At 63.7% G+C, this 18,730-nt stretch carries 21 protein-coding genes; 11 read left to right on the top strand and 10 right to left on the bottom strand.

Translation table 11 applies throughout. From position 1 onward, the window contains the following. Window positions 1-45 precede the first annotated feature (45 nt). On the bottom strand, window positions 46-264 hold the full coding sequence (locus EJ069_RS10980) for a hypothetical protein (protein WP_126061297.1): 219 nt from the start codon (window positions 262-264) through the stop codon (window positions 46-48). 161 nt (window positions 265-425) lie between these two features. Here EJ069_RS10980 and EJ069_RS10975 point away from each other — a divergent pair, with 161 nt between their 5' ends. Next, entirely contained in the window at window positions 426-935 is a 510-nt protein-coding gene (locus EJ069_RS10975) for a winged helix-turn-helix domain-containing protein (protein WP_189476277.1), read from the top strand. Between the two features lie 4 nt (window positions 936-939). Here the strand turns inward: EJ069_RS10975 and EJ069_RS10970 are convergent, their stop codons facing one another. Then, the gene (locus EJ069_RS10970; protein WP_126061295.1) at window positions 940-1,332 is read right to left on the bottom strand and encodes a hypothetical protein; all 393 of its coding nucleotides are present in this window, start codon (window positions 1,330-1,332) and stop codon (window positions 940-942) included. On the opposite strand from EJ069_RS10970, the gene EJ069_RS10965 reads away from it, so the two are divergent. Then, window positions 1,324-1,944 carry a hypothetical protein gene (locus EJ069_RS10965; RefSeq protein ID WP_145965055.1) on the top strand — a complete coding sequence of 207 codons (621 nt, stop codon included), beginning with the start codon at window positions 1,324-1,326 and terminating at the stop codon, window positions 1,942-1,944. The two genes, EJ069_RS10970 and EJ069_RS10965, sit on opposite strands and share 9 nt — an antisense overlap. A gap of 76 nt (window positions 1,945-2,020) precedes the next feature. On the opposite strand, the gene EJ069_RS10960 is transcribed toward EJ069_RS10965, so the two are convergent. The 3 genes from EJ069_RS10960 to EJ069_RS10950 form a co-directional block, all read right to left on the bottom strand. After that, a complete protein-coding gene (locus tag EJ069_RS10960) occupies window positions 2,021-3,109 on the bottom strand; it encodes an acyltransferase family protein (protein ID WP_126061293.1) in 1,089 nt (362 codons plus the stop codon). A gap of 119 nt (window positions 3,110-3,228) precedes the next feature. Beyond that, window positions 3,229-4,470, bottom strand: coding sequence for an MFS transporter (locus tag EJ069_RS10955; RefSeq protein WP_126061292.1), 1,242 nt, complete (start codon window positions 4,468-4,470; stop codon window positions 3,229-3,231). Continuing rightward, window positions 4,467-5,969, bottom strand: a complete 1,503-nt coding sequence (locus EJ069_RS10950) for a winged helix-turn-helix domain-containing protein (protein ID WP_126061291.1) — start codon at window positions 5,967-5,969, stop codon at window positions 4,467-4,469. Before EJ069_RS10950 ends, EJ069_RS10955 begins: the two co-directional genes overlap by 4 nt. Window positions 5,970-6,226: 257 nt before the next feature. Between EJ069_RS10950 and EJ069_RS10945 the strand changes: the two genes are divergently transcribed. Continuing rightward, complete coding sequence (locus EJ069_RS10945; protein WP_126061290.1) at window positions 6,227-6,949, top strand: phytochelatin synthase family protein; 723 nt, start codon at window positions 6,227-6,229, stop codon at window positions 6,947-6,949. A 130-nt stretch (window positions 6,950-7,079) separates the two neighbouring features. Here EJ069_RS10945 and efp read toward each other — a convergent pair whose 3' ends face one another. Then, window positions 7,080-7,649, bottom strand: a complete 570-nt coding sequence (efp, locus tag EJ069_RS10940) for an elongation factor P (protein WP_042646394.1) — start codon at window positions 7,647-7,649, stop codon at window positions 7,080-7,082. Window positions 7,650-7,778: 129 nt separating this feature from the next. On the opposite strand from efp, the gene epmA reads away from it, so the two are divergent. From epmA to lpxK, 7 genes are all read left to right on the top strand, one after another. Continuing rightward, window positions 7,779-8,822 (top strand): EF-P lysine aminoacylase EpmA, encoded by a 1,044-nt coding sequence (epmA, locus tag EJ069_RS10935; protein ID WP_126061289.1) that lies wholly within the window; start codon window positions 7,779-7,781, stop codon window positions 8,820-8,822. Between the two features lie 204 nt (window positions 8,823-9,026). Next, window positions 9,027-10,370 carry a TldD/PmbA family protein gene (locus tag EJ069_RS10930; RefSeq protein WP_126061288.1) on the top strand — a complete coding sequence of 448 codons (1,344 nt, stop codon included), beginning with the start codon at window positions 9,027-9,029 and terminating at the stop codon, window positions 10,368-10,370. Then, window positions 10,357-11,166, top strand: coding sequence for a 3'(2'),5'-bisphosphate nucleotidase CysQ (locus EJ069_RS10925; protein ID WP_126061287.1), 810 nt, complete (start codon window positions 10,357-10,359; stop codon window positions 11,164-11,166). Before EJ069_RS10930 ends, EJ069_RS10925 begins: the two co-directional genes overlap by 14 nt. Window positions 11,167-11,241: 75 nt before the next feature. After that, window positions 11,242-11,487, top strand: coding sequence for a DUF4170 domain-containing protein (locus EJ069_RS10920; protein WP_042646392.1), 246 nt, complete (start codon window positions 11,242-11,244; stop codon window positions 11,485-11,487). A 5-nt stretch (window positions 11,488-11,492) separates the two neighbouring features. Beyond that, the gene (locus EJ069_RS10915; protein ID WP_126061286.1) at window positions 11,493-12,272 is read left to right on the top strand and encodes a lysophospholipid acyltransferase family protein; all 780 of its coding nucleotides are present in this window, start codon (window positions 11,493-11,495) and stop codon (window positions 12,270-12,272) included. Beyond that, a complete protein-coding gene (waaA, locus tag EJ069_RS10910; RefSeq protein ID WP_126061285.1) occupies window positions 12,269-13,585 on the top strand; it encodes a lipid IV(A) 3-deoxy-D-manno-octulosonic acid transferase in 1,317 nt (438 codons plus the stop codon). The genes EJ069_RS10915 and waaA overlap by 4 nt, the downstream gene beginning before the upstream one ends. Before the next feature lies 1 nt (window position 13,586). Next, entirely contained in the window at window positions 13,587-14,615 is a 1,029-nt protein-coding gene (lpxK, locus tag EJ069_RS10905; protein ID WP_126061284.1) for a tetraacyldisaccharide 4'-kinase, read from the top strand. 138 nt (window positions 14,616-14,753) lie between these two features. On the opposite strand, the gene EJ069_RS10900 is transcribed toward lpxK, so the two are convergent. The 3 genes from EJ069_RS10900 to EJ069_RS10890 all read right to left on the bottom strand — a co-directional run bounded on the left by EJ069_RS10900 (window position 14,754) and on the right by EJ069_RS10890 (window position 17,009). Next, a complete protein-coding gene (locus tag EJ069_RS10900; protein ID WP_245456498.1) occupies window positions 14,754-15,674 on the bottom strand; it encodes a UDP-glucuronic acid decarboxylase family protein in 921 nt (306 codons plus the stop codon). A gap of 201 nt (window positions 15,675-15,875) precedes the next feature. Further along, window positions 15,876-16,655, bottom strand: a complete 780-nt coding sequence (locus EJ069_RS10895; protein ID WP_245456497.1) for a glycosyltransferase family 92 protein — start codon at window positions 16,653-16,655, stop codon at window positions 15,876-15,878. A 123-nt stretch (window positions 16,656-16,778) separates the two neighbouring features. Then, window positions 16,779-17,009: a DUF2093 domain-containing protein gene (locus EJ069_RS10890; protein ID WP_126061281.1), complete on the bottom strand. Its 231-nt coding sequence runs from the start codon at window positions 17,007-17,009 to the stop codon at window positions 16,779-16,781. A gap of 115 nt (window positions 17,010-17,124) precedes the next feature. On the opposite strand from EJ069_RS10890, the gene EJ069_RS10885 reads away from it, so the two are divergent. Then, complete coding sequence (locus EJ069_RS10885; protein ID WP_126061280.1) at window positions 17,125-17,727, top strand: hypothetical protein; 603 nt, start codon at window positions 17,125-17,127, stop codon at window positions 17,725-17,727. Here EJ069_RS10885 and EJ069_RS10880 read toward each other — a convergent pair. After that, the gene (locus tag EJ069_RS10880; protein WP_126061279.1) at window positions 17,724-18,650 is read right to left on the bottom strand and encodes a LysR substrate-binding domain-containing protein; all 927 of its coding nucleotides are present in this window, start codon (window positions 18,648-18,650) and stop codon (window positions 17,724-17,726) included. The genes EJ069_RS10885 and EJ069_RS10880 overlap by 4 nt on opposite strands. Between the last annotated feature and the right edge of the window lie 80 nt (window positions 18,651-18,730).

The raw sequence follows: 18,730 nt of genomic DNA, 5'->3' as shown, positions 1-18,730 counted from the left end.
CGGGAAGGTCAAGCCGTTATCCGGCACCGACTGAAAGCTTGCAAGTCACCAGGTGAGGTCGCGGCCTTCGAGATTATCGTCCGGAACGATCTGTGCTTGGCGACCAGGACTGGTGTAAGGGGCCAGGTAGGCCAAGCGGAGTGCATCGCTCCACAGGCCGGGTATGGCACTGAGTGACGCGCCGATTGCAAGCCTTGGAAGGCTTGGCCGTGGTAGATTGAAGCGTCGGACAGCGGTCGGGGCGGTGGTGAGGATGTCAGCCATGATAGCCCTCCTATGACGAAGAACATGACACCGCTTTCCACTCCGGTCCTTGGCTTTGACCTGAAGAATCCTGAACAGGCCTGAAGTTCGCCTTCAGGATGATCTTGGGTTATCTTGTTGGATTATCTTGGCCGTGAGGGACGGATTCTTGGCCAATGGACTTGGAGTTCGGCAACTATCGTTTGAAGCGAACCGAGCGGCAGCTACTGGGGCCGAATGGGCCGGTGGAGCTTTCGACCCGCTCCTTCGACATCCTTGCCAGTTTGCTCGAGAAGCCGGATGAGGTGATCGGCAAGACCGAACTTTTCGATGCGGTCTGGCCGGGCCTGGTGGTGGAGGAGAACACGCTGCAGGTCCATATTTCGGCACTGCGCAAGGTTCTTGACGCCGGCACAATCATGACCGTGCACGGTCGGGGCTACAAATATGCGGGACCGAGGCCCGTTCCGGCTGCACCTGTTGTGGATGACGCCTCGCCGCAGACAAAACCATCCATCGCCGTCCTTCCCTTCGCCAATCTGAGCGGCGATTCGGCGCAGGAAATCTTCTGCGAAGGATTGGCGCTCAACATCGTCGCCAACCTCGGGCGCTTTCACGAGCTGTTCGTCATCGACAGGTTTTCGACCCTGGCCTATCGGAACCGGACGGTGACATCGGCCGAGGCCGCGTGAACTTTCAGTTCGCTACATCATAGAGGGAAGCGTTCAGAAAGCTGGTGACCGCATCCGCGTCTCTGTCCAACTTGTCGACGGAGCCGACAATCGGCAGCTTTGGACCGAGATCTATGACCGGCAACTGACCGATATCTTCGCGGTCCAGGACGAAATCACCGGCATGATCATAGGAACGCTTGCGTCCGGCTATGGCGGCAGACTCGGCAAGGCCTGGCGTGATCGAAGCAAGTCCGCCGGACTTGAGAGTTTCGTTGCCCTGGATCACATGCAGCGCGCAATTGATGCCTGTCGTTTCAACAAGGAAGGAGAGAGCCTCGCCAGGAAGCATCTGACGAAGGCGATTGAATGTGATCCAACGCTTGCCAAGGCCTACAGCAAAATGGCTTTGAGTCATCTTGCCGACGCCTGTTGCGGCTGGGCTGACGACTACGACGTCTCGATGGAATTGGCCCGACGATGGGCAATCAAGGCAATCGCCTGCGACGATGGCGATTCCTGGTCCCATTGGGCCCTCGCCAACTATCATTTGTACACAGCAAATCATGGCGTGGCGCTCGATGCGTTCCGAAAGGGCCTCGAATGCAATCCCAACGACGCCGAGGTGACGACCGACTACGGGCTTTGCCTCAGCTATGCGGGCAGGGGGGAAGAGGGCATCGAACATGCGCGCAAAGCCATGCGCCTCAACCCGTATCACTATGAATGGTACACTTCTCAACTGGGCCAGATCTATTTCGATACCCGCCACTATGACAAGGCCATCGCCACCTTTGCCAGCCTGCGTTCGCTGGATAGCGCGGTGATGCGTATCTATCAGGCGGCCAGCTTCGCGGCCGCCGGGAACCCGCAGCAGGCCCAGAAATCTGTGAAACGCGCTCTCGAACTCGATGCCGGCGCTACGCTGGAAAAATGGACCGATCCGAAGCTGGCGCCGTATGGCGATGCCGCTTACCTTGAGCATTTCCGGAAGAATCTACGCAAGGCCGGTCTGCGCGGCCGCGCGTAGACAAGGAAGAAGCTCCTCCCGGGCCGCGATCAGGTGCGGGTCAAGACCTGGATTGACACGAAACATCCAGCCTCGATCAGGCCGCCTCGCGCACCGGCCGCGCAACGCCTTTGTTTGAGATTTGGCCGGCATGCTGCCCGTCGACATGCGCCCAGGCCGGCCGCTCGAACAGGAAGGTGCCGAAGCCGATGCGCTTGACGATGAAATAGAGCACCACCGGGCTGATGACCGAGACAAGCAGCACAGCCAGGCTCAGCATGCCGGTGTCGGTCAGAAGGCCGCTCGCCAGCATGACACCGCGGAAGATCGACATCGGAATGGTGAAGGCGACATAGACGACCAGCGAATGCTCGCCGAGCCAGCGCAGCCACTCCATGGAAGCGAATTTCGACAGGAAGCCGCCGGCCACGCACAGCGCCACCGCGCCTGCGACGGCCAGCGTCAGATGCAGTGGCGGCCATGCCGCTAGGCCCATCTGCATGCCGACAGGTTGCACGGCATAGCCCGGCGAATAGACGAGCAGCCCGTTGACGAGCGCCCAGGCGAGCAGGCCCGCGACGGCGATCGCCGGACGAGCTTGTGTCCATTCGACCAGCCGAAATATCAGCGGCGCGAGCACGAAGCCGAGATAGAAGAACACGAAATAGGCCGCGAACTGCTCGAGCGCGTAGCTGTCGGGCTTCGGCGCCCACATTTGCAGCGCGGCGGCAGCCAAGATGACGATCCAGTGCGGCACGCGAAGCTCGCGCAGCACGCGGATCGCGATGCCGAAAACCGCCAGCATGTAGATGAACCACAAGACGCCATAGGGCTGGACGACGGCCATTGCCAGGTCGTGCAGCATGCCGGCGGGGTCGCGGCTGAAGATGCCGATCTTCAGCCCGATCGAGATGAGCGCCCACAGCACGTAGAAATAGAGATAGTGGACGACACGGCGGTCGACATAACGCCGCCACGGCCGGTCGATCACCTGCGACAGGAACAGGCCCGAGATCAGGAAGAATTCCGGCATGCGGAAGGGCGTCGCGAAGCCGATCACATAGTGCAGGAAGCCGACACCGCCGGTGTACTCGCCTGTGTTGTAGGCCGAATACATCATCACCACCAGGATGATGGAAAGGCCTTTTGCCGTGTCCACCCACGGCATGCGGTTGGGGCTGCTCATGCGCGATCTCAAGGAAAATTCAACTGCCGCGATTGTAGCGGACCGGCGAATGGCCCGCAGCAACAAGCTTACGATATCGTAAACGGAAACCTTGTTCGGGGCCCGCGTTAACCATCGCCTTACGGAGACTGGCCGGCGACATGCGTCTCGCGCATCGCCATCGCGACGATCGCGCCCGACAGGAATGTCAGCGCCGCGATGGCCCCGATCGCCGCGACGAAGCCGAAGAAATCGGCGATCAGGCCCGCGGTGAGGGCGCCAATTGCGTAGCCGAGGTCGCGCCAGAAGCGGTAGACGCTGAGCGAGCGCGCTCGCCACGACGGATGCGAGGCGTCCGAAACGGCCGCGATCAGGCTTGGATAGACCATCGCCGTGCCGAGGCCGAGCAGCAGGCTCGCCAGCAGCCACCAGCCGAATTCGCGCGTCATGGCGGTCAAGAGAAGTCCCGCCGCCTGCACCCACATGCCGGCGACGATCAGGCCCTTGCGGCCCCACCGGTCGCTGAGCGGCCCGGTCGCGACCTGCAGGACGCCCCACACCGCCGGATAGACGGCCTTGAGGATGCCGATGCGCTCGACGCCGAGCCCGTTGGCGACAAAGAAGAGCGGGAACAGCCCCCAGCTCATGCCGTCATTCAGATTGTTCACCAAGCCGGCCTGGGAGGCGGCGAACAGGTTACGGTCCCCGAACGAGGTCAGCATGAAGATCTCACGGAAGCTGAGCGGCGAAATCTGTTTTGGGTGATTGGCCAGTTCCAGCTCTACATGCCCGCGCGTGTCGCGCACCAGCAGGATGGACAGCGTCGCACCCAGGATCGCATAGCCGACGCCGAGATAGATCGGCACCGGACGCAGCCCGTAGCGGCTGGCGAGATAGCCGGTGAGGAAGGCGGTGACGCCGACGGCGAGGTAGCCGGCGAATTCGTTGAGGCCGACGGCCAGCCCGCGCGATTTCGGCCCGACGAGATCGACCTTCATGATCACCGTCATCGACCAGGCGAAGCCCTGGTTGATGCCGAGCAAGGCGTTGGCGGCCACGATCCAGCCCCAGCTCGGGGCCCAGATGATGATGAAGGGCACCGGCAAGCCGAACAGCCAGCCCAGGACCAGCACGCGCTTGCGGCCCCATCTATCGGCAAGCTGGCCGGAGACGAGATTGGCGCAGGCCTTGACCACGCCGAAGCTGACGATGAAGGAGACGATCAGCGTGGTGGAAGCGACGCCGAATTCCTCCGCGCCGATCAGCGGCACGACGGTCCGCTCGATGCCCACCATCCCGCCGACGAAGGCGTTGATCAGCACGAGCAGCGAAAACTGCTTCCAGTTGGCCTTGAGGCCGAGCGCGACGGCGGTGGCGTTCACACGGGAAAACCGGCCTTTCTGAAGCCTGATGTGAAAAGCTCGAGAGCGACTGGGTCGGCGAACGGGAGACCTGAAATCAGCCGAACAGTCACGTCGTGTTTCCTCATCAGTGTTTCCTCGACTTCAGCGCGCGCCTTCTCCATCTCGCCTAAATGCGCGTAAGTCGCCGCGAGGAAGGCATGAGTGAAGAAATGGTCTCCGGCCCTCTGATACGAACCGACGGCTTCCGAGTATCTTCCAAGCAGGAAGAGCGAACTGCCCTTCACCTCCCAGAACCATGTCGGAGGTAACGGGTCGCGCAGTAACGCGCTTTGGAGCACGTTGAGCGCCGTCTCGGCCCGTCCGCCATAATTGAGCCAGCTTGCGTAATCTCCTGCGATGTTCACGTCCAGCGGGTTCAGCGAGCGTGCTCGCTCGAAATGCATTCCCGCATCGCTGTGCTGGCGCATGTGCGTAAGCACCAGCCCCATGCTCTGGTGACAGACGCCGTCGCTCCTGTCGAGATCGAGCGCCGTTCGGGCCGAGTCCCAAGCCTTCTGTAGCGTCCTCGGATCGTTGTCATACCAGAATCTGCCAACGGCTGCCTGGGCGAGGAAGGCGTGGCCTTGAGCGAAGGTCGAATCGAGCTCGACGCACCGAACGAACAGCGGCTCGGACTTGTCCAGTTCATATCGATGGAAGAGCGCGCGCCCTTGCAGATAGTAGTCGTATGCATCCCAATCGGCTGGAGGCTTGCGCCTGGAGCGGCTTGCCGAGTCGGCCTCCGTTTGGCCCTCGACCATCGAGGCGATGAGAGCGGCAACCTCGTCTTGCAATGTGAAGATGTCGTTGAGGGCCCGATCGTACCGTTGGGCCCACAGGTGGGTGCCGGTGGCGGCATCAATCAATTGTGTGGTGATGCGAATGCGTTCACCGAGCTTTCGTATGCTGCCTTCGACGAGGTAGCGAACCCCGAGTTTGCGACGGACTTCGGCGATGTCCGGTACCGGATGGCGAAACTGAAAAGACGAGTTGCGTGCGATGACGAGGAGGGAGCGAAATCTGGCCAGCTCCGTGATTATGTCCTCGGTTATGCCGTCACTGAGATATTGCTGGTCCTGGTCGCCGCCCAAATTGGCAAAAGGCAGCACCGCAATCGACGGTTTGCCGGATGCCGGCATCGGTTTGGAGGATGTGCTCGCCACCGGCTCAATCGTCCCGGTGAAGCGGTAGCCGACGCGAGGCACGGTGGCGATCCACTCGCCGCCGTTGTCAGCCGGACCAAGAACCTTTCTTAGTGTCGCGATCTGGACGGTAAGGTTGCCTTCCTCAACGGCGGTCCCCGGCCAGGCAGCGTCCATCAGCTCAGCCTTGGTCACGATTTCGCCGGGCCGTGCCGCAAGCGCGGCAAGCAACGTCAGCCCACGATGCCCAACGGCGATCGGGGTACGCTCTTTAAGGAGCGTCCCGGTGTCGGGATCGAGTACGAACGGACCAAAAGCGATGCGAGTCCCCTGCATCTGGGCATATTAAGCGTTTCGACAGTTTTCGGGAAAGGGTTGGAGAACGGCTAAACCGCAGCCGAGGCTCGGTCGGACGTTCCGCGCCGCCTCGAGGACGGCATGCCGGAATGGAAAGCCGCCGGCCTGCTGGTGGCGGCGGCCGCCTGATGATGCGGCTGGTTGATTGACCCGGGCGCGCCGGCAGATCAACGTGCGATGGCCTGCGAAAGCTGATAGCATCCCTCGATGCTTTCTCCACGAGGCTGAGGGTCACCATGTCTGCGCGTTTCTATTCGCTCCTGCTAACGTTTCTCCTGATTGCGCCCAGCGCCTTCTCCGAGACGCTGAAGCTTCCGGACAATCTGACGGGGTTCAGTTCCCCTGCCGGAGAGAGCTTTCTTGCCGAGAGCATGGCGAAGGAAGCCTATTTCCCCCTCGCGAGCAACTTTCTCACGCAAAAGACGCAGGCCTATTGCGGCGTGGCCAGCATCGTCATGGTGCTGAACGCGCTCAACGTTCCGGCGCCTTCGGTGCCCGAATACGAACCCTACAAGACGTTCACGCAGGATAATGTCCTGAACGAGCGCACGGAAACCATTCTTCCTCGTCAGGTCCTCGACAAGCAGGGAATGACGCTCGACCAGATCGGGGCCATTCTTTCCACCCAGCCTATCAAGGCTGAGGTCCGCCATGCTTCGGATGCCAGCCTCGAGCAGTTTCGCACCCAGGCCAGTTCGTTCCTTGCCAAGCCCGGGCACTTCGTCATCGTCAATTATCTGCGCAAGGCGATGGGCCAGGAGAAGGGCGGGCATATATCGCCGCTGGCCGCTTACGACGAGAAAGCGGACAGGTTCCTGATCCTCGATGTCGCCCGCTACAAATATCCGCCGGTATGGGTGACGACGGCCGACCTGTTCGGAGCGATGAACACGGTCGACAGCGACAACGAGAACAAAACCCGCGGATATGTGCTGATATCGTCGCCTTCGGGACAGTAGTTCAGCCGAACTTGCGGCTGATACTGCCCACAAGGGACATGCCTCTCATACCTTGCAGAAGTCGGCGGGGCGCATTCGTGCGTAGCCCGCCCCTGCAGGCGAGCCGCGCTAATCGTGCCGCCGTAAAATATCAGTCCTTGGCGCGCTCGACGTAGGAGCCGTCTGCGGTCATCACCACGATTCGCGTGCCGGCGGAGATGTGCGGCGGCACGGCGGTGCGCACGCCGTTGGAGAGCACGGCCGGCTTATAGGAGGAAGACGCCGTCTGGCCCTTGGTGACCGGCTCGGTCTCGACCACCTCGAAGGTGGCGCGCTGCGGCAGCGTCAGCGAGATCGGCACGCCGTTGAACTGGGCGAGCTGAACGGCCATGCCTTCCTGCAGATAGGGCGCGAAATCGCCGACCACGGCTTCCGAAGCCACGACCTGGTCGTAGCTTTCCGGGTTCATGAAGTGAAAACCCTCGCCGTCGGAATAGAGGAAGGTGTGCTCGCGCTCCTCGACATAGGCGCGCTCGACCATTTCGGTCGTGCGGTAGCGTTCCGAGACCTTCACCCCGTCGCCGATACGGCGCATGTCGAGCTGGGTCACCGGCGTGCCCTTGCCAGGGTGGATGTTTTCGGCAAAGAGGATGACATAGAGCTTGCCGTCCTTATCGACGACGTTGCCTTTGCGTAAGGAGCTGGCGATGACCTTGACCACGATATTCGATCCCGTTCGAGTTTTTCGGCCTGCAAGCGTCGATTTCCGCGAAGCGGCGACGGCGGCCATCGCGTGCGCCCTAGCGCATCTTGCGCCGAACCGCCAGCCTTCCCGGCGATTTTCCTGCCCATGACCGCCGCTTCGCCCTGGTGGATGCCCGACATCCATGCCGACCGCCGGCCCCGGCTGATGGCGCGCAACGCCATCGCGGCGGCACTTCGCGGCTGGTTCGCGGAACGTGATTTCATCGAGGTGACGACCTCGGCGCTGCAGGTTTCGCCGGGCAACGAGGCGCATCTTTCCGCCTTCGCCACCGAGGCGATCGGACCCGACGCGTCGCGCCGGCCGCTCTATCTCCACACCTCGCCGGAATTCGCCTGCAAGAAGCTGCTCGCCGCCGGCGAGGAGCGCATCTTCAGCCTGGGCGCCGTCTGGCGCAACCGTGAGCGTGGGCCGCTGCATCATCCCGAGTTCACGATGCTCGAATGGTACCGCGTCGGCGAAGCTTACGAGCGCCTGATGGACGACTGCGCCGAATTCCTGGCGCTTGCCGCGGAGAAGGCCGGCTCCAGGCGTTTCCGTTTTCGCGGACGCGAGGCCGACCCCTTCGCCGAGCCGGAGCGGCTGAGCGTGGCGGAGGCCTTCACTCGATATGCCTGCATCGACCTTCTGGCGACCGTCGCGGCTGACGGGAGCACGGATCGCGACGGACTTCATGCCACGCTGGTCAAGGCTGGCCTGCGCACCGCGCCCGACGACAATTGGGCCGATCTGTTCAGCCGGGTGATGGTGGAGAAGATCGAACCGGCGCTGGGGCAGGGGCGGGCCACCATCCTTTACGGCTATCCGATTTCGGAAGCGGCACTTGCCCGCCCGAGCGCCGAGGATCCGCGCGTTGCCGAGCGCTTCGAGCTTTATTGCTGCGGCGTCGAGCTCGCCAACGCCTTCGGCGAGCTTACCGACCCGGCAGAGCAGCGCCGCCGCTTCCTCGCCGAGATGGACGAGAAAGAGCGCGTCTATGGCGAGCGCTATCCGCTGGACGAGGATTTCCTGGCGGCCTTGGCCATCATGCCGCAGGCAAGCGGCTCGGCGCTGGGCTTCGACCGGCTGGTGATGCTGGCGACGGGGGCAACGAGGATCGAGGACGTGATCTGGGCGCCGGTGGCCGGATAGCACGCCCTTTTCGGCCCTGCGCATCCACACGAACCACCGCGATTGCCTTGAGATTGCCGCATCCGCCATTGCACTAGCGTGGATGGAACAATAGATGGTGCGACAGCTGGCGCTTCGGCATGCACAAGACGATGCGACAGGTGCCGCAGGGCGTGACAAAGTGCATGGCCCTGACAGATTGCATGAACAAACGGGAACAACCTTATGACCAACCGGCTCGACGCAGCGAAATTGACCGATCGCGTGACGGCGCTCGTCGAGGCTGCCAGGCGTGCCGGCGCCGACGCGGCCGACGCGGTGGCGGTGCGCGGCCGCTCTACCGGCGTGTCGGTGCGGCTGGGCAAGGTCGAGGGCACCGAATCGTCGGAGAGCGAGGATATGTCGCTGCGCGTCTTCGTCGGCCAACGCGTGGCGAGCGTCTCGGCGACCGCCGCTTCCGATCCGAAATCGCTTGCCGAGCGGGCCGTCGCCATGGCCAAAGTCTCGCCCGAGGATCCGTTCCAGAGCCTCGCCGATCCCGCGTTGCTCGCCCGCAATTTGCGCGACCTCGACCTTTTCGATCCGACCGAGGTACCGGCCGACCAGTTGAAGGAGGCGGCCCTTGCCGCCGAAGCGGCCGCATTGGCCGTCAAGGGCGTCACCAATTCCTCCGGTAGCAGCGCTAGCGCCGGACTGGGCGGCCTCGTGCTCGCCACCTCGCATGGCTTTGTCGGCCAGTATGTCGCCTCGCGTTTCTCGCGCTCGACCAGCGTCATAGCCGGGGAGGGCACGGCTATGGAGCGCGACTATGAATTCTCCTCGCGCCAGCATTTCGCCGATCTCGACGCGCCGGAAGAGATCGGCCGCAAGGCCGGCGAACGCGCCGTGCGCCGCCTCGGCGCCCGCAAGGCGGCGACCGGCCCGGTCGATGTGGTGTTCGATCCGCGCGTGGCGCGCGGCATCGCCGGCCATCTCGCCGGCGCCATCAACGGCGCGGCGGTCGCCCGCAAGACCAGCTTCCTGCGCGACATGATGGGCAAGCAAGTGGCCTCGGCCGCGATCACCGTCACCGACGAGCCTTTGCGCCGGCGCGGACAGGCCTCGCGCCCGTTCGACGGCGAAGGCGTCGAGGGCGGGAAGCTGCTGATGGTCGAGAAGGGCATCTTGAACCACTGGTTCCTGTCGACCTCGGCCGCGCGCGAGCTCGGTCTCGTCACAAATGGACGCGGCTCGCGCAGCGGCTCGTCGGTCTCGCCGTCCTCGACCAATCTCGCCATCGAGCCCGGTGAGCGTTCGCCGGACGACTTGATCGCGTCGCTGAAGCGCGGCTTTTACGTCACCGAGGTGTTCGGCCAGGGCGTCGACATGGTGACCGGAGAATACAGCCGCGGCGCCTCCGGCTACTGGATCGAGAACGGCGCGCTGGCCTATCCGGTGGCCGAGGTGACGATCGCCTCCAACCTGAAGACCATGTTCCTCAACATGGTGCCGGCGAGCGACCTCGACCGCAATTTCGGCACGGCTGCCCCGACGCTCCTGATCGAAGGGATGACCCTTGCCGGCGCTTGACCAACTGACATCGAGCGAGGCTGGGGACGACCTTGCATTGCTGCGCGAAGCCGCCCGCGAAGCCGGCGCCATCGCCATGGGCTATTTCGGCAACAACCCGCAGGTGTGGATGAAGGGCGGCACCTCGCCGGTGAGCGAGGCCGACCATGCGGCGGACGCCTATCTTTGCGAGACCTTGCTCAAGGCGCGTCCGGATTATGGCTGGCTGTCGGAAGAGACCGCCGATGACCACGCCAGGCTGTCGGCCCGCCGCACCTTCGTCGTCGACCCGATCGACGGCACGCGCGGCTTTCTCGACGGCCTGCATTCCTGGTGCGTCAGCGTCGCCGTGGTCGAGGACGGCCGCTCGCTGGCCGGCGTGCTCGAATGCCCGGCCAAGCATGAGACTTACTGGGCCCTGCCGGGCGAGGGCGCCTATCTCAACGACAAGCGCATCCATGTGCGTCCGCTGGGTGAGAGCGTCGATATCGGCGGACCCAAGCCGCTGGTCGACCTGATGCCGGAAGTCTGGCACGACAGGCTGCGGCGGGCCGCCTACATCCCCTCGCTTGCCTATAGGCTGGCGATGATCGCCGCCGGCAAGCTCGATGCGACCTTCGTCAAGCCGAATGCGCATGACTGGGACATCGCCGCCGCCGATCTCATCCTCGCCGAGGCTGGCGGCGCACTGCTTGATCGCGCCGGCAAGCCGCCGCGCTATGCCGGCGAGGTGATCAATCACGGCGCGCTCGCGGCCGGCAGCGGCGAACTGCTTGGCGTGCTCGCCGGTGTAATTGCCCGCATTGACCAAGGGTGAGTCGGCCCACAGTTCCAAAATCGTCTGCTTTGGGCTAAACGTTTCACAAAATTCATGAATCTGCGAAGGATCGGCATGGCCGTGGAAGACGGAAAGAAACAGCTTTTGCACCTGGTTTTCGGTGGAGAGCTGAAAAAGCTGGGTGGAACCGAGTTTCGTGACCTGGACGCGCTCGACATCGTCGGAATCTACCCCGACTATCAATCGGCGCACACTGCGTGGAAAGCGAAGGCGCAAGCCAGTGTCGACAATGCCCATATGCGTTATTTCGTTGTTCATCTGCACCGTCTGCTCGATCCAGAAACAAAGGTCGGCGGTTGACGTCGATGGAGCATGAAGCGGTGAAAGGCGCGACCAGGCGGCGCGCTGCCAGACGCGGCGGAACGCGTACGCTGTGGCGGCGCATCCGCGAGCCGTTGGCGCAGTCGAGTTTCGTCAAGAATTTCATCGCCAGCCTGTTCGCCTGGTTCCTGCGGCTGATTCGCCTCACCAGCCCGCTTGTCGAAGGCTCGACGAAGGTTGCCGGCGGCGCTTATGCGCATCTTGAGCCCGGCATCATCGCGCTCTGGCACGGCCAGCAACTCCTGACCCCTGCCTATTACCCCAAGGGCCGGCCGCTGGTCGCCATGGTCTCCCGCAGCGCCGACGCCGAGCTCCAGGCACTGATGCTCGAGAAATTCGGCATCGAGGCGGTGCGCGGTTCCGGCGGCCGCAACAGTTCGAACCACCTCGACAAGGGCGGCGCCAAGGCCTTGATCGCGCTCAAGAGGTCGCTCGTGATCGGCAAGAACGTCGCCATGATCGCCGATATTCCGAACGGCAAGCCGCGCGAGGCCGGGCTTGGCATCGTTCTTCTGGCAAGGCTTTCCGGCCGGCCGATCCTGCCTTCGGCCATCGCCACCAGTCGCCGCAAGGTGCTTGAGAAGAGCTGGGATAAGACCACCATCAACCTGCCTTTCGGGCGCTCCGCGGTCATCGTGGGCCCCCCGGTCTTCGTGCCGGCCGATGCCGACGATGCCGAGATGGAGCGCAAGCGCCAGGAGGTCACCGCCTCCCTCAACGCCGCGACGGCCGAGGCCTATCGCCTCGTGGATGGCGGCAAATGAGCGAGCGCTGGGCGCGTGCGGCTCTGACCGCCTACCGCTATGCGGGGGCGGCCGCCTATCCGCTGATCGGTCCTTATGTCGCCTGGCGCGCCTCGCGCGGCAAGGAGGATCGCGCCCGGCGCCGCGAGCGCTATGGCGTCGCCGGCCGGCCCCGGCCGGAAGGGCCGGTGATCTGGATCCATGCGGCAAGCGTCGGCGAGACGATCGCGGTGGTGCCGCTGGTCGAGAGCATCCTCGACTACGGCGTCAACGTCGTCCTGACCACCGGTACCGTGACTTCGGCCAAGGTCGCCGACGAGCGCCTCGGCAGCCGCATCATCCACCAATATGTGCCGCTCGATCTCAAGCCCGCGGTAAGCCGTTTCCTCGATCACTGGCGGCCGGAACTGGCGATCATCGCCGAATCGGAAATCTGGCCGATGACCATCCTGGAACTCGGCGCCCGCAACGTGCCGCAGGTTCTGGTCAACGGCCGGCTGTCGGACCGCTCCTTCACCTCGTGGAAGAAGCGCGCAAGCGTTGCCGAGGCGCTGTTCGAGAATCTCGCCCATGTCATCGCCCAATCGGATGTCGACGGCGAGCGGTTCCGCGCGCTCGGCGCCCGGCCGGTCACGGTTTCCGGCAATCTCAAGGTCGACACCAACCCGCCGCCGGTTGACGAGCGGGCCCTGGCCACCCTGCAGCGCCAGATCGGCAATCGCCCGACCTGGGCGGCGATCTCGACCCATGACGGCGAAGAGGTCGTGGCCGCCGAGGTCCATGCCAGCCTGCACAGGCGCCATCATGGGCTTTTGACCATCATCGTGCCGCGTCATCCCGACCGCGCCGACGCGCTTGCCGCGCAGATTTCCGGCATGGGCCTGACGGTGGCAAGGCGCAGCAAGGGTGACCGCATCTCGCCCGACATCGATATCCTTCTCGGCGACACGATCGGTGAGATGGGGCTTTACCTGAGGCTGACCGAGATCGCTTTCGTCGGCCGTTCGCTGACCTCGGAAGGCGGCCAGAACCCGCTCGAGCCCGCGATGCTCGAAACCGCCGTGCTTGCCGGCCGCAACGTCCAGAATTTCCGCGAGGCCTATCAGCGCCTGCTCGACAGCGGCGGCGCCAAGCTTGTGCGCGACCGCGACATGCTGACCGGCGCGGTCAATTTCCTTCTGACCAACGAAGTGGCGCGCCACGAAATGATCGCGGCGGGTGCCGCCACCGTCGACGAGATGCGCGGCGCGCTTGCGCGCACGCTGAAATCTCTGGAGCCCTATATTCAGCCGCTGGTCGTCAAGGCGCGGCTGAAGGGCGCCAACGGTCGATGAGATGACCAGCGAGGCGCCGCCCTTCTGGTGGGAAAAGCCGGACTGGCGCGTGCTCGCTCTGTCGCCGGTGTCGGCTGCTTACGGCATGATTGCCGGCCGCCGCATGCGGCATGCCCCCCGCGAGAAGGTCGACGCGCCGGTGCTGTGCGTGGGCAACCTGACCGTCGGCGGCAGCGGCAAGACCCCGGTCGCCATTGCCCTGGCCAAACAAGCCAGGCGCATGCAGCTCACGCCCGGCTTCCTGTCGCGCGGCCATGGCGGTTCGTTCGCCAAGCCGCATGTCGTCGATGCGCATCACGACGCCGCCAAGCATGTCGGCGACGAGCCGCTGCTTCTGGCCGAACATGCGCCGGTGGCGGTGACGGCGAACCGCGCCGCGGGCGCAAAACTGCTCATCGAGGGACATGGCTGCGATTTGCTGATCATGGATGACGGCTTCCAGTCGGCGCGCATCCATATCGACTATGCGCTGGTCGTGGTCGACGCCCGCTTCGGCGTCGGCAACGGCCGCGTCATTCCGGGTGGACCGCTCCGCGCCAAGATCGTCGACCAGCTGGTCTTCACCAGCGGCTTGCTGAAGATGGGCGAGGGGGCCGCCGCCGACGGCGTCGTGCGCCAGGCGGCGCGTGCCGGCCGGCCGATCTTCCTGGCGCATGTCGAGCCGGCGGATCCGTCACGCTTCGCCGGCGGCCGGTTCCTGGCCTTCGCCGGCATCGGCCATCCGGAGAAATTCTTCGACACGGTGCGCGGCGCGGGCGGCGAAGTCGCGCTTTCGCGCGCCTTTCCGGATCATCATTTCTACGCCCAGGACGAGCTTGCCGACCTTCTGGCGCTCGCCCGGCAGGAGGGGCTGCGCCTCGTCACCACGGCGAAGGACGCCGCGCGGCTGCGCCACGGCGAGGTGCCCGCCGGTTTCCTCGATCAACTGGACGTGCTCGATATCGAGGCCGTGTTCGAGCTTGATCACGTGCCCGAACGCATCATCGGCGAGACGCTCGATGCCTGGCGTCAGCGCAAGATGCGGGGTTGAGTTTTGCGCCGCGCCTAGAGCAATTCCAGGAAAAGTGTGAGCGGTTTTCCGTCCGGAATTGCGTCAAAACAAAGAGATAGAGCGGTTCGCCGTTTCCGTGAAACGGTGAACCGCTCTAGTTGATACGGTGCCCTACCGTCAGTTGATAAGCCCACGGAAATAGCGAACCGTCTGGCCAAGCCCGTCTTCGAGGGCAACACGAGGGGACCAATCCAGCGCCGCACGCGCCAGGCCTATATCGGGCTGGCGCTGTTGGGGGTCGTCTTCGGGGAGGGGCTTGAACTCGATCTTTGACTTGCCGCCGACGATGCCCAGCACCAGCTCGGCCAGCTCGAGGATCGTGACTTCCGTCGGGTTTCCGATGTTGACGGGCCCGACGAGATCGTCGGGCGTCGCCATCATCCGGGCCATCCCATCCACCAGGTCGTCGACATAGCAGAAACTGCGGGTGTGGCTTCCGTCGCCGTAGATGGTTATGGGGTCGTTGCGCAATGCCTGAACGATGAAATTGCTGACCACGCGCCCATCCGAAGGGTGCATGCGAGGTCCATATGTATTGAAGATGCGCACCACCTTGATCGGCAGTTGCGACCGGCGCCGATAGTCGAAGAACAGCGCTTCGGCGCATCTTTTGCCTTCATCGTAGCAACTGCGCGGGCCAATCGGGTTGACATGGCCCCAATAGGCCTCGGTCTGGGGATGGACTTGCGGATCGCCATAGACCTCGGACGTCGACGCCTGAAGGATTCTGGCGCCCGAAGCGCATGCAAGGTCGAGCATGTTGATGGCGCCATAGACGCAAGCCTTTGTCGTCTCGATCGGAATGCGCTGGTAGTGAACAGGCGAGGCGGGGCAAGCGAGATTGAAGATCTCATCGGCCTCGGCCTGAAGCGGCACGGTGACGTCGTGCCTCAGCAGGCTGAACCGCGCATTGTTTGACAGGTGACGGATGTTCTCATCCGAACCAGTCGAGAAATTGTCGAGGCATATTACTTCATGGCCGCTTGCCAGCAACAGGTCGCATAGATGCGAACCAATAAAGCCGGCACCGCCGGTCACTAGAGCCTTCACGGCAAATCCCCCATACCCACGGCATTGTCTATAACCGCAGAGTCACGAACCTGTCACGTGCGTTGGAAGAAGGGTTTTTCGTCGCGACGATCGATTGTTGCCGGCACTCGGCCAGGAACGTGTATGGGCTGGCCTCCCGGGTGAATGGCGCCGGCCGTGAAGCCGCGACAGGCCAAGTTGCAGGTTGCCTCAGCGCTGACGCTGCATCGCCTCGAGGATGGTCTCGTCGCGCTCGACATTGAGCTTGCTTTCGAAGTCGAAATGCCAATCCCTGTCGCGCGGCGTGGAAGTCGAGGCGTCGCCGCGCCGGATCTTCTGGTCGAGGTCGGCGAGCGATCGCGACCAATAGTGATTGATCCTCAATATATCGAGCTTGGGAGCCATGCCGGGCACGATGGTCCGTCGATCAGTGTCCACCCCTTCACCGGACAGGAATTTCGACTGATGGACGCCAGGCCTGTAGACCATGCGAGGGTTGAGGATAGTCTTGACCGTCGTGATGTCCGGCCCGGCTCGCATCGTAAAGGCCTCGACCAGTGGACTTTCCGGCCGCTCGACATGGCCGGAAGAGCCATAGAACGCCTGCCATACGCAAACGCCCGGAAGGTCGCGATAGTCCCTGAGAACCGAGGGCACGTCACGTCCGTCGGGCGCGAAAAGAAACTCATCGATGTCGAAGAATCCGATCCACAATGCTTCACGCCAGCGCCTGCGGATGCAGTCTCTATAAGCCGACAGCTGTCCCACCGGCCGCGGCCAGTCGACCAGCGTAACCAGCCCTTGCTGGATGAACGGGTCCAATACGGCTTTGAAGTCGTCGGTCGAGAAGTTGTTGTAGAGATAGAAATGCTCAAATCCCACGCTCTGGTGGAACCTGATCCATTCGGCCAGAAACGGCGCTTCTTCACGGAAGATGGCGCAGGCCGCCAGCTTGAACCGTGGGGCTTTCGATACCGCCCGATCGCGCATTCTCGCACGCATGATAAGCGGCATGCGAAGAAAGGTCTTGAGAGACTTCTTGAAGTTTTTCAATTCGGTAGCCTAAGGCGCAATCGAGGTGACTATCACGGCGTCGTGGGCTCGCCCGGCCTATCACCGTTTGCGCAGTTCCGGGTGCATCTCGATCTCGCGGGCGAGCGAGACCGCCGCGTTCACATAGGGCTCCTGCCGGGCGACGCTCCAATATTTGAGTTCGTCGAGCGGAATGTTCTCGCCCGTCACCGCGCAGCGCACGAACGAGCCCGGACTGGTGACCTGGAAGTCGCCGTCGAGATAGCGGATCCGGGCTTCCCTGCCGCCCGGGCCTTCGAAACGGTTCATCATGAAAGGACGCTTGCGTTCATCTGGGTTTCAATCGCCACAAATCGCAAGCAACGTCAAGCTTGACGCAATGCTCATCCGGTATGGCTGAGCGTCAAAATAGTTTCCGGAAGCCGGCATGGACATCACCTCGACCCGCTTGAACGCACTGATCGGTGAAGCGCTTACCCCGCAGCCGGTGCCGTCGCCCAAGGCCGATCCCGCGGTGGCGGCTTTGATCAAGACGCTGGTCCAGCCGCCGGCGCCGTCGACGGGTCAGGCGGCGCAAATCGCGGCCCAGTCGCTGCAAAGCGCGCAGCCGCGCCCTGCCGCCCAGGCATCGCAGCGCCTGTCGTCCTCAGAGGTCGAGGATGCTTACCACGCTGTGATGGAGCCCGATGCCGTAACCGACGCCTCGCCGGCGACGCCCACGACGGGCAGGGCGGCGACGGATGCCGATCAGGCTCCGCGCGGCTTCGCCTCACCGCAGGCAGCGGTTGCAGACAATGTGTCCAGGCCCGCAGTTGCGCCGGCATTGTCCACATTTTCGCCGGCCGTCGCTTCCGCCGCGGTGCTGGTAGCAGCCAACGCCAACGCGCCGCAGCCTCGCGGCGCTGCGATCCGCCCGGCTGGTCACGCGCCGCGATCGGAATCCGCGCCGATATCCCTTTGGACGATCTCGGTCGTCACGGCCATCGTCTCGGCGGTGACGGCAACGATCATGGTCCTCCTGCTTCGCTAGGCATCGTCCTGAAGGAAAGCTTCGACCTTCTCCGGCGCAAGCCCTGCCTGCTCGGCAATGCGCCTAGCCAGATCTGCGGCGGCCGCGCGCGGCCGGCCGATGGGGCGGTCCATCCAATAGGACACCGGATTGAGCGCAACGCGCTCGTCGACGGCAACGATACGGCCGGACCGGAGCTGGTCCGCGGTCAGCGGCGGGCGCGCCAGCGCGATGCCCAGCCCATGTGCCGCCGCGTCCAGAACCAGATTGTAATCCTCGAAACGCCGGTCCTGCGGACGGGGACGGTAATCGATGTCTTGCGCGGCGAGCCATGCGCGCCATCCGGACGCATCGGAATCGTTGATCAGCGGGTACTTCAGCAGCCGCGCAGGGTCGCCCAGCCCGATCTCCTTTGCGAGCTCCGGCGAGGCGATGGGGAAAATCTGCTCCTCGAAAAGCTGCACCGAGACGCGGCCCGGGATGCGGCCGCGCCCGCAGCGCACCGAAAGGTCGATGCCTTCGTCGGCAAGGTCGGCCTGGCGGTTGTCGACATCGAGCACGATGCGCAGCTTGGTCGGGTTGTTCTCAAGCCCGGCCATGCGCGGCATCAGCCACAGCCCGCTCACCGAGGGGATCGAGGCCAGCCGCACCACGGCCGTGCCGCGAGGCTCGACCCAGCGGTCGGAATTGACCGAAATCAGCGCAAAGGCCTCTGTGGTGCGAAGATGCAGGCGATTGCCCTCGATGGTTAGTGTCACGCCGCGCGCATTGCGCTCGAAGACTTTCAAGCCCAGCCAGTCCTCGAGCTTGGCGATCTGGCGACTTACCGCGCCATGGGTGAGGTTGAGTTTTTCGGCCGCCGCGGAAAAACTCCCCGTGCGCGCCGCGGCATCGAAGGCGCGCAAGGTTTCCAACGGCAGTATCTGATCAGAGCTGTGAGCCATGCTCACAGCTGACCCTCGATTTGCTCGTTTGTCAATTGGCCGGCAATGGCGTTTTCTGCATCCATGGCACAGAAAGACGA

The organism is Mesorhizobium sp. M2A.F.Ca.ET.043.05.1.1 (assembly GCF_003952445.1).
GTDB lineage: Bacteria > Pseudomonadota > Alphaproteobacteria > Rhizobiales > Rhizobiaceae > Mesorhizobium.
This window is presented reverse-complemented; position numbering and strand designations above follow the sequence as displayed.

What these genes read in the sequence shown, in the direction of transcription:
- EJ069_RS10980 (WP_126061297.1), bottom strand. Translation starts at nt 264, where the DNA reads ATGGCTGACATCCTCACCACCGCCCCGACCGCTGTCCGACGCTTCAAT.
- EJ069_RS10970 (WP_126061295.1), bottom strand. Translation starts at nt 1,332, where the DNA reads ATGACTCAAAGCCATTTTGCTGTAGGCCTTGGCAAGCGTTGGATCACA.
- EJ069_RS10960 (WP_126061293.1), bottom strand. Translation starts at nt 3,109, where the DNA reads ATGAGCAGCCCCAACCGCATGCCGTGGGTGGACACGGCAAAAGGCCTT.
- EJ069_RS10950 (WP_126061291.1), bottom strand. Translation starts at nt 5,969, where the DNA reads ATGCAGGGGACTCGCATCGCTTTTGGTCCGTTCGTACTCGATCCCGAC.
- EJ069_RS10945 (WP_126061290.1), top strand. Translation starts at nt 6,227, where the DNA reads ATGTCTGCGCGTTTCTATTCGCTCCTGCTAACGTTTCTCCTGATTGCG.
- epmA (WP_126061289.1), top strand. Translation starts at nt 7,779, where the DNA reads ATGACCGCCGCTTCGCCCTGGTGGATGCCCGACATCCATGCCGACCGC.
- EJ069_RS10930 (WP_126061288.1), top strand. Translation starts at nt 9,027, where the DNA reads ATGACCAACCGGCTCGACGCAGCGAAATTGACCGATCGCGTGACGGCG.
- EJ069_RS10920 (WP_042646392.1), top strand. Translation starts at nt 11,242, where the DNA reads ATGGCCGTGGAAGACGGAAAGAAACAGCTTTTGCACCTGGTTTTCGGT.
- EJ069_RS10915 (WP_126061286.1), top strand. Translation starts at nt 11,493, where the DNA reads ATGGAGCATGAAGCGGTGAAAGGCGCGACCAGGCGGCGCGCTGCCAGA.
- waaA (WP_126061285.1), top strand. Translation starts at nt 12,269, where the DNA reads ATGAGCGAGCGCTGGGCGCGTGCGGCTCTGACCGCCTACCGCTATGCG.
- lpxK (WP_126061284.1), top strand. Translation starts at nt 13,587, where the DNA reads ATGACCAGCGAGGCGCCGCCCTTCTGGTGGGAAAAGCCGGACTGGCGC.
- EJ069_RS10895 (WP_245456497.1), bottom strand. Translation starts at nt 16,655, where the DNA reads ATGCGCGATCGGGCGGTATCGAAAGCCCCACGGTTCAAGCTGGCGGCC.
- EJ069_RS10890 (WP_126061281.1), bottom strand. Translation starts at nt 17,009, where the DNA reads ATGATGAACCGTTTCGAAGGCCCGGGCGGCAGGGAAGCCCGGATCCGC.
- EJ069_RS10885 (WP_126061280.1), top strand. Translation starts at nt 17,125, where the DNA reads ATGGACATCACCTCGACCCGCTTGAACGCACTGATCGGTGAAGCGCTT.
- EJ069_RS10880 (WP_126061279.1), bottom strand. Translation starts at nt 18,650, where the DNA reads ATGGCTCACAGCTCTGATCAGATACTGCCGTTGGAAACCTTGCGCGCC.